This window comes from Emticicia sp. C21 (assembly GCF_003418935.1).
GTDB lineage: Bacteria > Bacteroidota > Bacteroidia > Cytophagales > Spirosomataceae > Emticicia.
Map to the genome: position 1 here is coordinate 48,258 of NZ_QVMT01000004.1, position 15,384 is coordinate 63,641.

The 15,384-nt window shown below is 39.3% G+C and carries 15 protein-coding genes; 9 read left to right on the forward strand and 6 right to left on the reverse strand.

Going from position 1 to position 15,384, the window contains the following annotated elements; all coding sequences use genetic code 11:
* Positions 1-134: 134 nt before the first annotated feature.
* From ricT to hemB, 4 genes are read left to right on the forward strand one after another with little or no spacing between them, the layout of a single operon-like run.
* On the forward strand, positions 135-2,177 hold the full coding sequence (gene ricT / locus D0T08_RS10820; protein WP_116982649.1) for a regulatory iron-sulfur-containing complex subunit RicT: 2,043 nt from the start codon (positions 135-137) through the stop codon (positions 2,175-2,177).
* Between the two features lie 23 nt (positions 2,178-2,200).
* Positions 2,201-2,680, forward strand: coding sequence for a gliding motility lipoprotein GldH (locus D0T08_RS10825; protein WP_116982650.1), 480 nt, complete (start codon positions 2,201-2,203; stop codon positions 2,678-2,680).
* A 43-nt stretch (positions 2,681-2,723) separates the two neighbouring features.
* Positions 2,724-3,353 (forward strand): LON peptidase substrate-binding domain-containing protein, encoded by a 630-nt coding sequence (locus tag D0T08_RS10830; RefSeq protein WP_116982651.1) that lies wholly within the window; start codon positions 2,724-2,726, stop codon positions 3,351-3,353.
* A 28-nt stretch (positions 3,354-3,381) separates the two neighbouring features.
* A complete protein-coding gene (gene hemB, locus D0T08_RS10835; protein ID WP_116982652.1) occupies positions 3,382-4,353 on the forward strand; it encodes a porphobilinogen synthase in 972 nt (323 codons plus the stop codon).
* A 76-nt stretch (positions 4,354-4,429) separates the two neighbouring features.
* On the opposite strand, the gene D0T08_RS10840 is transcribed toward hemB, so the two are convergent.
* Entirely contained in the window at positions 4,430-4,924 is a 495-nt protein-coding gene (locus D0T08_RS10840) for a dihydrofolate reductase (protein WP_116982653.1), read from the reverse strand.
* 138 nt (positions 4,925-5,062) lie between these two features.
* Here D0T08_RS10840 and D0T08_RS10845 point away from each other — a divergent pair, with 138 nt between their 5' ends.
* On the forward strand, positions 5,063-5,770 hold the full coding sequence (locus D0T08_RS10845; RefSeq protein ID WP_116982654.1) for a 2-phosphosulfolactate phosphatase: 708 nt from the start codon (positions 5,063-5,065) through the stop codon (positions 5,768-5,770).
* Positions 5,771-5,847: 77 nt separating this feature from the next.
* The gene (locus D0T08_RS10850) at positions 5,848-6,855 is read left to right on the forward strand and encodes a dipeptide epimerase (protein ID WP_116982655.1); all 1,008 of its coding nucleotides are present in this window, start codon (positions 5,848-5,850) and stop codon (positions 6,853-6,855) included.
* 73 nt (positions 6,856-6,928) lie between these two features.
* Here the strand turns inward: D0T08_RS10850 and D0T08_RS10855 are convergent, their stop codons facing one another.
* The 4 genes from D0T08_RS10855 to D0T08_RS10870 form a co-directional block, all read right to left on the reverse strand.
* The gene (locus D0T08_RS10855; RefSeq protein ID WP_116982656.1) at positions 6,929-7,951 is read right to left on the reverse strand and encodes a PmoA family protein; all 1,023 of its coding nucleotides are present in this window, start codon (positions 7,949-7,951) and stop codon (positions 6,929-6,931) included.
* A gap of 104 nt (positions 7,952-8,055) precedes the next feature.
* Positions 8,056-8,547 carry a DUF6691 family protein gene (locus tag D0T08_RS10860; protein ID WP_116982657.1) on the reverse strand — a complete coding sequence of 164 codons (492 nt, stop codon included), beginning with the start codon at positions 8,545-8,547 and terminating at the stop codon, positions 8,056-8,058.
* Between the two features lie 10 nt (positions 8,548-8,557).
* Positions 8,558-9,112, reverse strand: coding sequence for a YeeE/YedE family protein (locus D0T08_RS10865; RefSeq protein ID WP_116982658.1), 555 nt, complete (start codon positions 9,110-9,112; stop codon positions 8,558-8,560).
* Positions 9,113-9,226: 114 nt separating this feature from the next.
* Positions 9,227-9,736, reverse strand: a complete 510-nt coding sequence (locus D0T08_RS10870) for an HNH endonuclease (RefSeq protein ID WP_116982659.1) — start codon at positions 9,734-9,736, stop codon at positions 9,227-9,229.
* Positions 9,737-9,945: 209 nt separating this feature from the next.
* Here D0T08_RS10870 and D0T08_RS10875 point away from each other — a divergent pair, with 209 nt between their 5' ends.
* A complete protein-coding gene (locus D0T08_RS10875) occupies positions 9,946-10,488 on the forward strand; it encodes a YqgE/AlgH family protein (protein WP_116982660.1) in 543 nt (180 codons plus the stop codon).
* Here D0T08_RS10875 and D0T08_RS10880 read toward each other — a convergent pair.
* On the reverse strand, positions 10,466-12,100 hold the full coding sequence (locus D0T08_RS10880) for an amidohydrolase family protein (protein ID WP_116982661.1): 1,635 nt from the start codon (positions 12,098-12,100) through the stop codon (positions 10,466-10,468). The genes D0T08_RS10875 and D0T08_RS10880 overlap by 23 nt on opposite strands.
* Positions 12,101-12,316: 216 nt before the next feature.
* On the opposite strand from D0T08_RS10880, the gene D0T08_RS10885 reads away from it, so the two are divergent.
* Positions 12,317-13,390: a transglutaminase domain-containing protein gene (locus D0T08_RS10885; RefSeq protein ID WP_116982662.1), complete on the forward strand. Its 1,074-nt coding sequence runs from the start codon at positions 12,317-12,319 to the stop codon at positions 13,388-13,390.
* Positions 13,391-13,470: 80 nt separating this feature from the next.
* Positions 13,471-15,345 carry a beta-N-acetylhexosaminidase gene (locus D0T08_RS10890; protein WP_116982663.1) on the forward strand — a complete coding sequence of 625 codons (1,875 nt, stop codon included), beginning with the start codon at positions 13,471-13,473 and terminating at the stop codon, positions 15,343-15,345.
* The last annotated feature ends 39 nt before the right edge of the window (positions 15,346-15,384 follow it).

Below are 15,384 nucleotides of genomic sequence, written 5' to 3' on the forward strand. Positions count from 1 at the left end.
TATAAATACAATGATGTTTGAAAAGGCTGATTTGAATTAGTTTTTTATTGAATTTTAATCATTCACTCAATCACTAACTCGCTCAATCACTCAATATCATTCTTAAACAAATATAAACTATATATACAGAGGATATGGGCTGTGGACAATGTTCATCAGGTGGCTGCGGAGCAGTAAAAGCCTTAGATAGAACCGAAAAATCGAATCATAAAACTGTGGCAGGTTGCTCATCGGGCGGCTGTTCGACAGGTGGATGTAATAAAATGAATGCGTACGACTGGCTTTCAAACATGGAAGTACCGATGAGTATGCGTTATAATATGGTTGAAGTAAAGTTTAAAGGTGGTAGAAAAGAATATTTCAGAAATACCAACGGCCTTGAGCTTTATACAGGAGACTTTGTGGTTTGCGAAATGCAGACAGGTTTCCATATTGGTAGTGTTTCGTTGCAGGGCGAGTTAGTTCGCTTACAGATGATAAAAAAAGGCATTCAGGACGATGACAATATAAAGAAAGTTCTACGTCTGGCTCAGGAAAAAGACCTTGAAAAACATCAGCAAGCTATTGCCCGAGATTTACCTACCATGTATCGCGTGCGTGAAATTTCAAAGGAACTCAAATTGCAGATGAAAATGTCTGACGTTGAGTTTCAGTCAGATAATACCAAAGCGACTTTCTACTATTCAGCTGATGACAGGGTCGATTTCCGTGAATTGATTAAATTGCTCGCAGCCGAATTCAAGATTCGGGTTGAAATGAAGCAAATCAGCCTTCGTCAGGAAGCTGCCCGTGTAGGTGGTATAGGCTCTTGTGGCAGAGAATTATGCTGCTCTACCTGGTTGACTGATTTCAAAGCTATTCCAACTTCTGCGGCTCGTTATCAGAACCTTTCATTAAATCCTGCTAAACTTTCAGGACAATGCGGACGCTTAAAATGCTGTCTTAACTACGAATTAGAGACTTATCTCGATGCATTAAGCGATATTCCGACTGTAGAGAAACCATTGAAAACAGAGAAAGGAATTGCCGTTTTGCAAAAAACTGACATTTTCCGTCGCATCATGTGGTTCAGCTACAATAATGATATTAACTGGCATTCGTTACCAATTCATAAGGTAGTAGAAATCATGAAAATGAACGAAAGAGGTGTTATTCCTACTTCATTGGATGATTTGAATCTACTGGATACGACAGTTGCCGATAAAAGTTCTCCAAGAAATTCTGACTTAGACCGCCTGGATAAAAAATATACTGATAAAGGCAAAAAACCTCAGCAGTTTAACAGAGACCAGAAGGGAGAGCCTAAGGCACAGAATAATAACCCGAAACCTGCTAATCCGGCTCAGAATAACCAGAATAGTCAAAACACTAATCAAAAACAGGGAAATCAAGGTCAGAATAAAAATAATCAGGGAGGGAATACTCAGCACTCTAAACAAGGAGGTACTCCGAACCAAGGTGGCAATCCTAATAAGCAGCAGAATAATAACCAGAATAATCAGGTTAAGCCTTTGCAAAACAATCAGGGTAGTAATCCTAATAACCAAGGGCATAACCAGAATAAACAAGGCGGTAATCCTCGAGGTGGAGAACCTAATAATCAAAAAGGAAATCTGCCGAATCAGGGAGGAAATTCAAACAATCAAGGGAATAATCCTCGGAGTGGAGATTCGAATAAGCAGCAAAATAACCAAGGCGGTAACCCGCGAGGTGGAGACCCAAATAACCAAAAAGGTAATCAACCTAATCAGGGAGGCAACCAACCTAAGCAACAGAATAATCAGGGCGGCAATCCGAACAATCAGGGAAATAACCAGAATAAACAACAGAATGGTCAAGGCGGAAATCTACGGAGTGGAGAACCAAATAATCAAAAGGGAAATCAGCCTAATCAGGGAGGGAACCAACCTAAACAACAGAATAATCAGGGCGGTAATCCCCGTGGTGGAGACCCAAACAAACAAGGAGGAAATCCCCGGAGTGGAGACTCAAATAATCAAAAGGGGAATCAGCCTAATCAAGGAGGGAGCCCTCGTGGCGGAGACCAAAATAATCAGGAAGGAAACCAACCTAAGCAACAAAATAATCAAGGGGGAAATAAACCGCAGCAAGGAAATCAGCCTAAGAATAATCCTCAGGCCAACAATAAAAACAATGACCCTAATCAGCCCGGCTGATAGGTTTCAAATACATTTGCTTAATGAAAAACCTTATTATAGGCTTCGTACTTTGTTTGAGTGTTTTTGCTTGCGACAGCAACGCTATTTATAAGTCTTTTATAGACTTTAAAGATACAAACTGGTATATCAAGGATGTTCCGTCTTTTACTTTCGAGGTAAAAGACGAAACCATTCCTTATGATATTTATCTGCTGGTCAGAAATGCCTCTCAATATCCTTACAATAACCTGTATCTTACCCGTTACATTTACGGGCCGGATAATAAGCTTATCAACAAGCGTCTGGAACAGGTTATTTTATTTGAGCCTAAAACAGGCAAGCCTTTAGGCAAGGGTTTAGGTGATATCTGGGATAGCAAAGTGCTTTCTAGTCGTGCTTATAAATTTCCAAAGAAAGGCAAGTATACTATCAAGCTTCAACAGTATATGCGCCAAGACCCACTGCCTTTCATTATGTCAATTGGTTTAAGTGTTGAAAAACCTTTGCCTCCGAAACAATAATGCAAAAATTTGGGTTATCCTCATAAACCAAAACTGGGCTTCTATGAGTTTTTTACCTCTTTTTCCGTTGAACCTGGTAGTCTTTCCACATGAAGATTTGAATCTACATATCTTTGAGCCTCGTTATAAAGAACTCATTAATGAGTGTCTTGACAATCAGACAACTTTTGGAATCCCTACGTTTGTGAATAATAAACTGGCAGGTTATGGTACCGAGGTGCATATCACCCAGCTATCCAAACGCTATGGTGACGGCCGGATGGACATTAAAACCAAGGGGCTAAGGGTCTTCAGAATTACTGATTTTCAGAACCCCATAGAAGACAAACTCTATGCTGGTGGCGAAGTAGAATTTATTGACAATGACGATTTGAACGAAGCCGTAAATCCATTTTTATTAAGTCTGGTCGATCGGTTATATGTATTACTGAAAATCAAAGTCGATTATAATAAGCCCGAATATCAGCCTTTCAGCTTTAGAATTGCCCATAAAATCGGCCTTTCAGTTAACGAGGAATATGAATTGCTAACGATGGCATCCGAAATTCAACGGCAGAAAATATTGATTGCCCATCTGGAAAGAATCTTACCAATCGTTTCTGAAGTAGAACGAACCAAAGACCGTATCGCTATGAACGGCCATTTTAAGGAGTTTGACGCCTTAAATTTTTAATTATATTAAGATTATACCTTATATACCCATGCTTATTCACCGCCCACGAAGAAACCGCAAAAGCGCTGCTATCAGAGATTTGGTGCAGGAAACTACGCTTTCGGTCAACGACTTTATCTTTCCGATGTTTGTTATGGAAGGCGACAACATCAAAAGCGAAATCAAATCAATGCCTGGTATCTATCGTTTTTCGTTAGATACGCTTCTGGAAGAACTCAAAGAGGTAACTGATTTAGGCATTAAATCTATCTGCTTGTTCCCGAACTATCCTGAATCAAAAAAGGATAAATATGCTACTGAAAGCTATAAAGCGGGTACACTTTACCTGACAGCATTAAGCGAAATCAAAAACAAATTCCCTGATTTGGCACTAATGACCGACATTGCTTTAGACCCTTACAGCAGTGATGGTCATGATGGTATCGTAGAAAACGGAAAGATTCTGAACGATGAAACTTTAGATGTACTAGGCAAAATGGCATTAGCACAAGCACATGCCGGAGCAGATATTCTGGGACCATCAGATATGATGGATGGACGCGTAGGATATATCCGTGAATTATTAGACGATGAGGGCTTTAGTGAAATAAGTATCATGTCTTATTCGGCTAAATATGCCAGCGCATTCTACGGCCCTTTCCGTGATGCATTGGATTCTGCTCCTAAATTTGGTGATAAAAAGACCTACCAAATGAACCCTGCTAACGTAAAAGAGGCATTAATTGAAGGACAATTAGATATGGAAGAAGGAGCTGACTTCCTGATGGTAAAACCGGCTTTCTCTTACCTGGATGTCATCAAAACTTTATCAGATAATTTCCCGTTGCCCATAGCAGCCTACAATGTTTCAGGTGAATACGCCATGATTAAAGCCGCTGCCCAAAACGGTTGGATTGATGGACAAAAAGCGATGTACGAATTATTATTAAGCATCAAACGAGCAGGAGCCAATGTAATACTAAGCTACTTCGCTAAAGAATTTGCGCAATTAAAAGCATAGATTGATTTACACTTTAGAAATTTATAAAAATAAGGGCTCAAAATTTTGAGCCCTTATTTTTATGATAATCAATTAGTTATCTCTTAACCAATTCAACAATATCAAAATCATGGTCGTTTTTCTCATTTTTATGATATGACTTTCTGGAAACCTCTTTCCATAGATCCTCATTCAATTTCGGAAAAAAGGTATCCCCATTTATATTCACTTTTACTTCTGTCAGAATAATTTTATCCGTTATAGCTAAAGATTGTTCGTAGATATTTCCACCACCGATAATAAAGATTTCCTCATTACCTTTTGCTTCTTTGGCTAGTTCAATAGCTTTTTCGATAGAATTAGCTGTTATTACAGATTCATCGTCTGAAACTTTGCCATGTCTTGTAATCACAATATTAGTCCGGTTAGGCAAAGGCTTCCCAATGGACTCGAATGTTTTTCTGCCCATGATTACGGCATGACCGCTGGTTAAGGCTTTAAACTGTTTCAAATCGTCCGAGAGCCTCCATAGCAATCGGTTATCTTTTCCTATCGCGCCATTTTCGGCTACTGCTACTATTATCGTAATCATTATCCCATTTTTTTATGGGCGCAATTTAGTGGTTTTAATAGGCTTTTACAGCATTTTTTGGCATCTTTGCCAAAATTTAGTCTCAAAGCTTATTCAGATAACTTGATAGTCGTCTGAATTTTTTTTCTCAATCATTGAATGAAAAATATTGACGTTTGCCTGACACCCGATTTATTACATCTCCATAGTATCGACAATTCAATAGTAATTATAGCAGATATTTTCCGGGCTACTTCGTGTATGATTACAGGCTTTGCCTATGGCGTAAAAAGCATTATTCCTGTTGAAACCGTAGAGGAATGCAAAAAACTTCAGGAAATGGGTTATATTGCTGCTGCTGAAAGAAATGCCAGAAAAGTAGACGGTTTTGAATTAGATAATTCACCATTCAGCTATATGAGCGAAAGACTAATCGGTGAAAAAATCGCCATGACTACCACCAACGGCACTTATTCAATTACGAAAGCAAAAGCATCGGCGGTTAAGGTTTTAGCCGGAGCATTTTTAAACCTGAATGCCATAGTTAAATATCTTAAAACACAACCTTACGATGTATTGGTATTGTGTGCCGGCTGGAAAGGGCGTGTAAATATTGAGGATACGCTATTTGCGGGAGCATTGATTGAAGCATTGGAAGATGAATATTTTGTACCTGAGGATAGCGCCATCATGTCACTGCGCCTTTATAAGCAGGCCAAAGATGATTTGATTGGCTATCTGGCTAATTCATCACACATTCGTCGCCTGCAAAACCTGGGCATCCATAAAGACATTTCCTACTGCTTACAAAAAGACCTTTATTACGTAGTACCCATTTTAAGAGGTAATGAATTAGTAAATTTATAAATTTGATTATGGTAAATGAATATTTCAAATAATCACTCAATCACTAATTCACCAATCACTCATTAATTCTCTTCATCATGAAACTAAAATTTCATATCCTTAAGCTGCAGATGCGGCATACATTTACCATCGCTCATGGTTCGCGTGATGATATTGATGCTTTTATTGTAGAGCTACAAGATGGCGAATACAGTGGTTATGGTGAAGCCACCCCTATCCCCTACTATGGCGTAACAGCCGAGGGCATGAGAGATAAGTTGGCTGAATACCAATCCATCATTGAAAACTATGATCTGCAAAATCCGGAAGATTTCTGGACATTGATGTACCCCTACCTGAAAGATAATCCTTTTGCCCATTGTGCCTTAGACATGGCTGCATGGGATTTATGGGGCAAAAAACAGGGCCAACCATTATATAAACTTTGGGGTCTCTCAATCGATAAAGTTCCATATTCAAATTATACTATCGGTATCGATACCATCGAAAAAATGGTATCTAAAATGCAGGAATTTGATTTTCCTATTTATAAAATCAAATTAGGTACCGACCATGATGTAGAAATCGTAAAAGAATTGCGTAAGCATACCGATGCACTTTTCAGAGTAGATGCCAATTGTGCTTGGGGTGTAGAAGAAACCATTAAAAACTCGATTGAATTCAGTAAACTGAATGTAGAATTCATCGAACAGCCAATGGAGAAAAGTGCTTATGCGGCTATGGAAGAAGTCATGAAACATTCGGTACTACCTTTGATTGCCGACGAAAGCTGTATCATTGAGGAAGACGTAAAAAAATGCTTCGGAAGATTCCACGGGGTAAACGTGAAATTAGCAAAATGTGGAGGTTTGACACCTGCCCGCAGAATGATTGCCGAAGCTAGAACCTTAGGCTTACAGGTCATGTGCGGATGTATGACCGAAACCAGTATTGGAATCTCAGCCATCGGGCAATTATTACCTCTACTTGATTATGTAGATATGGATGGGTCTATCCTTATTTCAAACGACCCTGCCACAGGCGTTTACTTAGATAAAGGCAAACCTATCTTCCCGAATGTGAATGGTACCGGGGCTTTGTTATAGTAAGGCTTTAGCATAACAAAAACAGCGCTTTGAAATATTTCAAAGCGCTGTTTTTGTTTATATTTCAAATACCTTACTTCCCAAAATCAGCTTCCAGTTTATTCAAGTCACCATCTGAAACTTCTCCTGAGGTTACAACTACACGGTAACGGAAAGTAGTCGATTGTTTGGGTGCTAAAGTAAGGTTCAAATTCTCTTTACCATTAGAGAAAACTTTTTGACCTAATGGATTTACAGAGAAAAGACCATATCCACGTGAGTGCCAGTAAGCAGGATACCCTGGGTTTTTAGGGTGGTCAATAATCGCTACTGAAATTTTTTCAGCCCCTATTTGTCCTCTCAGGTTTATCCACTCCGAACGTTTTGCCCAGGTGTCTTCACCTTCAATACCTTCTTTGTTTCGGTAAGAACCTACAATCCCTTTATTGTCTAAAACAGGCACTTTTGTAGCCACACCACTTGCGTCAGTAAATACTTCCGGTTTATTAGATGGATGTTCTAATTCTCTTGCTAAACGAATCGCAAAAAAGCCGTCTTTTACGTCTTTAAATACTACCTCTTTATCTGCGGCTGTCAAAGTCGTAGTTCTATCGATGATGCGTTGATTATCTGTACCCTGAAACGTATAAGTTGTCTCTTCAGTCAGCATCAATTTACCTTCTTTATCCAGCCAGTCTGCTGTTACAACCAATGAACCTTTTTTACCTGATTTGACAGATTTAATACCTGTGTGAACAATTGTTCCGTAAGTACCTTTAGCACTTGGAGGTGTATTAGAGTTATTCCAGAAATCATGACCATTTACATCTTCATAATTCATCCAGATACCTACATGGTGTGGGTGGTCAACTCTTTCGCCCGGACGAGGGTCCAATGGCCATCCACGGGTAATAACCGTTCCTTTTGATGTATAAACTGGATACAGAACTGCTTTTTTGAGGACATCAGGCCCCGGATAAAAGTAGGATGTGAAAGGTTTGCCGTCTACTAATACGTTTACTTTTTTATTGGCGTCGTCTCTGACTAACTTCACTTCTTTGGTTTGTGCGAAAATTATGGCAGGGCTTAGTAATAATAACAGAATTAATTTTTTCATGAGTTTATCGGATTGAAAATGAATAAACAAAGTAACGCATCATTTTATTATCTCTCTACCGATATATTAGCTTTTTATTATATTTTTTTGACTTTAAATAAGAATCAATGCGGCAATTTCTCTCTGATTAAGCCATAAAACCATGTTCCGGCTAAGGCACTTAATAAAGTAACAATAAATACTGAAACGCCAGTGCCTATCTGTGCATAGATTGGTCCTGGGCAAGCGCCGGTAAGCGCCCAACCAAAGCCAAAGAGTAAGCCACCGAAAATTTGTCCTTTGCTGAAAGGTTTAGCATCCAGATTGATTGGCTCTCCGCTTATGCTTTTCACTTTAAATCGTTTAATAATTTGCACAGAAATGATTCCAACAACTACGGCTGTACCAATCACACCATACATATGAAATGATTCCAACCGAAACATTTCCTGAATACGAAACCAGGAAATAACCTCTGCTTTCACTAGCACAATCCCGAAGCCAATACCTAAAATCAGGTACTTCAATAAGCTGCCAACCGTTCTTTTCTTAGTTGAAGAATCAGCTAAATTCTGGGTTTCAAAATCTAACGTATCTATGTCTTTTATCTCTTTCATGACCGTAGAATTATAAGTAAGGAATCACTAACCAGGTGACCAGAAAACCACCTACCATAAAACAGATAGTGGCTATGAGCGAAGGCAGTTGAAGATTGGATAACCCCATGATAGAATGCCCCGAAGTACAACCTCCGGCATAACGGGTACCAAAGCCTACCAGAAAGCCCCCTACGACAATAAAGATGAAGCCACGAAGCGTAAACAGGCTTTCCCAACTAAACAAGTCAGTAGGCACCAACGCACCAAATTCCTGAATGCCTATAGATTGCAGATAAGTTTTTGTGCTATCAGCTATTTTAATGGGTTCCAGATTGCTTAATAAATGGGCACCTATCCAGCCACCTATAATTACACCTGCAACAAAAACCAGATTCCAGGTTTCTTTTTTCCAGTCATATTTGAAATAGCGGATTTTAGCAGGAAAAACAGCCGCACAGATATGCCGCATAGATGAAGATATACCAAAGGCTTTATTGCCTGAAATGAGTAAGATGGGGACGAAAAGCCCAATAATGACACCGGCTACCGACCAATGCCAAGGCTGTTTGAGTAGTTCGAGCATGTTGTCAAGTGTTTATATACAAACATATGAAATAATCTACTAAATTTATAGACTATTAAACATAAGTTTGGAAAAATAAATTCCTTGCTCGCTCTATGTCATGTGCCCAGTCCTTTAACTTCTCTCCTTTATACCCAAAAAAGGCACCCAGTTCTCTTCAATAGAGCCTGCGAAATCGCGGAGAAACATAATAAAAGATGGCTTGTAAGGTTTTCGAGAGAGAGAGAGTTTTGCTTCTTCAGGGGAGAGGTCGCCTTTTTTGGAGTTGCAGCGGCGACAAGCAGTTACTAGATTATCCCAGTTTGTTTTTCCACCCTTAGATTTCGGAGTGAGGTGGTCGAGGGTGAGGTCTTCATGGCTTCCACAATATACACATTTGTTCCCGTCCCGCCTAAATACATTCTGCCTACTGAGCATGACACCTTTAAAAGGTAAACTTACATAGCGATGGAGACGTATTACTGAGGGGAGAGGATAAGTAGTGTCTACTGTTCGGAGATAGCCTTTCTGGGAGTCTGACACCAGCTCAGCCTTGGCGAGGTATACCAATGCAAAAGCTTTCGGAACAGTGCAAATACTCAATGCACTATAATCTGCATTTAAAACTAAAACTTTCCTGCCCATACAACATTTAAGATTAGCGGTTTACATATTTGCAAGGCAATTTAATCGAAAGTTTTCAAATTTCCAACAGAAGTTTTTTAAGAAATTGTTTTTTCATTATTTTGAAAACCTCTATTTTGTAGAGTGATTATAAAAGTTCGAAAACATCCTTGATGCAATGTGCGTTAATTAAGAAATCGGAGATATTCCATTAAAAATATTTGAGAAATATGTCGGCGGGAAGAGGAAAATTATTGATTGCTGAACCATTTTTAGGTGACCCCAATTTTGAGCGTAGTGTAGTACTTTTATGTGAGCATAATTCACAAGGATCATTTGGCTTAGTTTTGAATCAGACTACTCAATTACGGTTAGATGATGTCATCGAGAATGTATATGGCGAGTTGCCCTTGTTTATTGGAGGGCCCGTTGAGCAAAATACTTTACATTTCATTCATCGCTTAGGTGATATTGAAGGGGCCGTTGATATTGGCAATGGCATTTATTGGTCAGGAGATTTTGAGAATATCAAAACACTGATAAATATCGGAAAGATTACAGAAAAAGATATTCGTCTGTTTATTGGCTATTCAGGCTGGTCGGCAGGGCAACTGGAAAATGAAATGAACCGTAATTCATGGATTGTTTCAGAAACCGATGCGCATTTCATTTTTGATACACCTGCCGACCAGTTCTGGCGTGAGATATTAAAAAGTATGGGCGGTGAATATAAAGTCCTGTCTAACTACCCTACTGACCCGAGGTTAAATTAGTCACTTTACCTTTTCCATAAATAATTTCGCCGGGCTTTTTACCTGTATGCTTGCCATTTTCAAGCACAACTGTTCCATTGACTAATACATAATCAATGCCCTCTGAATAGGCATGAGGTTTTTCGTAAGTAGCCATATCTATAATTTTGTTTTCATCAAAAATCACAATATCGGCAGCAAATCCGGTTCTGATTAACCCCCGGTTTTCTATTTTAAATCTTTGCGCAGGTAAAGATGTCATACGGCGAACAGCATCTTCCAGACGAAGCACCTGTTTCTCACGCACATATCTGCCTAATACACGGGCATTAGAGCCATAACCACGTGGGTGTGGCATATTTCTGTTGAATTGAATTACCCCTGCGTCAGAGGCTATCATGGTATTAGGATAACGTAAGATTTTAGCCACATCATCTTCACTCATTTTATGAAACACCATTTGCGCCCCACCCTTGTCTACCATATCCATAATTAAATCTGCTTCTGTGGCTAGATCACTCTTTCTCCCCAATAGTTTATTGATTTCGCTTACATTCTTACCATTCAGAGTTGAGTCAGCTCTGTAACGGGCAACAAAGGCATAATCATAGCTTTTGCGCTTATCAGCTTTTACGCCCTTTATCATTTCTTCACGAATCTTCTTTCTTGTTTCAGGATTCGTCAAACGCACATGTACCATTGAATCTCCATCGGCTAAAGCCCATGAAGGGAGCATGGTTCCCATATTCGTACTACTAGCTGTATAAGGATACTGGTCAACATTGACGTCTATTCCTTCCAGACGGGCTTTTTCTACAATGCCAATCGTCATATCGCTATGCCCCCAAAGTGGTTTGCTTGAAATCTTGAAATGGGATATTTCAACCGGAATATGCGCTTCTCTGCCAATATTGATGGCTTCTTCTATCGCATCCCGTACCTTAACACCTTCATCACGAATATGAGAAGCATAAATACCTCCAGACTTTGATGCTGCTTTGGCTAAGCCTACTACTTCGGGTGTTCTTGAATAAGTGCCGGGTATATAAATCAATCCGGTTGCCAGCCCTACTGCACCATCTTTCATAGCTTGTTCCACCAATGCCTCCATCTTTTGTTGTTCCTGAGCAGTCGGGTCACGGAAAACATTCATCATCACCGCTCTTCTGACAGAATTATGCCCAATTAATGAACCTAAATTTACGCTTATCTGCAATTGTTTCAAATCACCAAAAAACTTGGCAAGGTTCACTTCTGACGAACCACAGTTACCAGTAATGACACTCGTAACCCCATCATGAATAAAATTATCAGCCGTCGATACAGTTTTGATTCCATCTTCTACATGCGTATGCACATCAATAAATCCCGGACAAACAATCTGATTTTTAGCATCAATCACCTGCTTGCCTTCATTAGTTTGAAAAGAACCTATCCCCACTATTTTCCTACCTTTAATGGCAAGGTCAGAAGTATACCAGGGATTGCCTGAACCATCTATAATTCTTCCATTTTTGATAATAGTATCGTATTGTTGGGCGAAGGTCAATGAGCAGAAGAAAGTGGCTAATAAAAGTAAGCCCAGATGTCTGAATTTAATAGAAAATGATTTTAGTTTAGTAGTGAAGTTCATAGAGTGTCCTATTGCATTGGTTTAATACTACTAATATACTTATTTAAGATTATTTTCTTATATTAGCTTTAGCTATTAGTCAAAAAATAGTCTGGTCTAAGGTTCAGATAATAGAAAACCTTTTTTAACGTTTAATTGCTGATATTAACCTTTTTTGCTATTAAGTAGGGGTAATTTCCCGAACAATGACGCTATTACCCAATTAAGTTTTCTGAAATGAAAAAGGGAATTTACTTTCTGCTATTTTCTTTTTTTAGCCTTGCTGTATCTGCTCAAAGCGTTTCGCCATCTGTAAAACGCCTGGCTTCCCAAATAACTGATGGTGTTCACACGGACTCATTGAAAGTACGAGCTATTTATGAATGGGTGACGGATAATATTGCCTATGATATTGATTTGTTCAACGAGATGAATATCAAAACTGTGGAACAATATGCAGAAGCCCAAAAATCTGACAAAGTAATACATCGCAAAAAAGCAGTCTGCATGGGTTATACCAATCTTTTTCAGGATCTCTGCAATGCTTCCGGCATAAAGGCCTATAGTGTACCGGGCTATTGCAAAAGTCGTGACCCTCGGACCAATGCGATGATTTTTTCATCGGAACGACACTCGTGGAATGCAGTAAAAATCAATAATAGATGGTATTTATGCGACCCAACCTGGGGCGCAGGGTCAATTAATATGCGTACAGGCTTGTTCGTAAAAAATCTGAATGAAGAATTTTATCTGACTGAAGGCAAAACTTTTATCAAAAGACATATCCCCTTAGACCCACTCTGGCAATTCTTAGATAGCCCTATAAGTATGCAGGAATTTCGCTACGGACAAAAACCTGCCAGACCACTAAAGTTCAATTACCTTGATACCCTCAAAGTATATGAAACCTTAGCTATTGACCAGCAAAAACTGAATGCCGATTTCAGAAGTCTGCGATTCGATGCCAGCAATGATGAAGCCAAATCAGGCATCGGATACTACTATGCGAAAAGAGCCGAAGTAGATTCGAAAGCATGGCATGATCTGGTAATGTCTTTTATGAATAAGAATACCAGCGATTCTTATAGAAGAGCCCGCGAACAAAAAGACCGCGTGTATAGTCTTCTGGCAAGTATCGAAAAAGATATGAATCAAGCACGCTATTATTATTCCCTGGTTCCACCTAATTCGGAGTTGAGCCGGATGGCGCTAAATAATATGCGCAATGCCGATAATTACCTGCGTTTCATTGAGCAAAATCGGGATAACCTGGCCAAGTATTATGATGCAATCAAGAAAATGAGACAGTAAGCCACAAAATATTTGCATGAACTACCGCTTTTTTATGTACTTTTGAGTCCTGTTCTGACTCAAAACCTAAACGTTTACTCATGAAAAAAACGCTCTTTTTACTTCTATTAAGCATTCTGACATTGGATGTTTTTGCACAAAATATTATTCCGAAACCCGTAGAAATTAAAAACACCGCCGGTGCTTATAACATTACTGCGGCTACTATTATCGGCGCCAATAATGCCGAAAGCCAGAAAATTGCTGAAATGTTGGCAGCTAAACTCCAACAAGCAGCCGGACTTACGCCAAAAATTCAAAAGACAGGAGCTATTCAATTTACGATTAATACTACTCCCAATGCTACCATTGGTAATGAGGGTTATACCTTAGAGACCACAAATACAGGCGTAAAAATTGTGGCCAACAAACCAGCAGGCTTATTCTATGGCTTGCAATCACTCTTACAATTATTACCTAAAGAAATTGAAAACAAATCGGTAGCCAAAGGTATAAAATGGACTGTACCAAGTGTAAAAGTAGTGGATTATCCTCGCTTTGGATGGAGAGGTCTGATGTTAGATGTAAGTCGCCATTTCTTCTCGAAAGCAGATGTAAAGCGTTACATTGATGATATGGTTCGCTATAAATTCAATACACTTCACTGGCATTTATCTGACGATAATGGCTGGCGAGTAGAAATCAAATCTTTGCCTAAACTAACCGAAGTGGGTGCCTGGCGCGTAGCTAGAGACGGTCATTTTGGTGACAGAAAAGCACCGGAAGACGGAGAACCAACGCCGTATGGCGGTTTCTATACACAAGACGATGTGAGAGAAATCATCAAATATGCTGACGAAAGAGGGGTAACTATTGTTCCAGAAATAGACGTACCGGGACATAGCATGGCAGCCATTGCGGCTTATCCTGAGCTATCTTGTACCAAAGACCCTAAGACCAAAGTGAACCCGGGTACCAATTTTGCTGAATGGTATGGCGGGGGTAAATTCAGAATGTTTATTGATAATACTTTGAATCCGTCAGATGAAAAAGTGTATGAGTTTCTGGATAAAGTATTTACCGAACTGGCGGCTTTGTTTCCGAATAAATATATTCATGTAGGTGGTGATGAATGCTATAAAGGTTTCTGGGAAAAAGATCCCGGATGTCAGGCTTTGATGAAGAAGATGAATATGAAAGACGTGGAAGAACTACAAGGCTACTTCATGAAACGTGTAGAAACTATTCTGAATGCCAAAGGCAAGAAATTATTAGGCTGGGATGAAATCCTTGAAGGTGGTATCTCTCCTACTGCTACCTTAATGAGTTGGAGGGGTGTACATGGTGGTATTGAGGCCGCCAAAATGGGGCACGATGTAATTATGACTCCAAGCACTTTTGCTTATTTAGATTACAATCAAGGTGAAAACACCATCGATCCTCCTATTTACGCAGGATTACGTTTAAGCAAAACTTATAGCTTTGACCCTGTACAAGAGGGAGTTGATCCTAAATACATTTTAGGCGGACAAGGAAACTTGTGGACAGAGCAGATACCAACTATTCGTTATGCCGAATATATGACGTATCCCAGAGCGTGGGCATTATCAGATATTTTCTGGTCGCCAAGAGAGAGTAAAGACTGGAATAACTTCATCAAACGTATGGAAGCGCATTTTGAAAGAGCTGATGTAGCCGAAATGGGATATTCGAAAGCAGTATATGATGCCATTGTGAAAGCAAGTAATAAAGACAATAAACTGATAGCAGAATTAGGCTCTGAACTATCAGATGTAGATATTTATTATACAATGGACGATACCATGCCTGATAATTTCTCAACCAAATATACTCAACCTTTCGAAGTACCAGACGCTCAAATTACATTGAGAGTAGCTACTTATCGTAAAGGAAAACCTATCGGACATTTGATTACCTTGAAAAGAGAGGATTTGAAAAAACGCGCAGGCAGGTAAAATTTTCAAGCCTATATACCTAAAATAAAGTCTTTTACT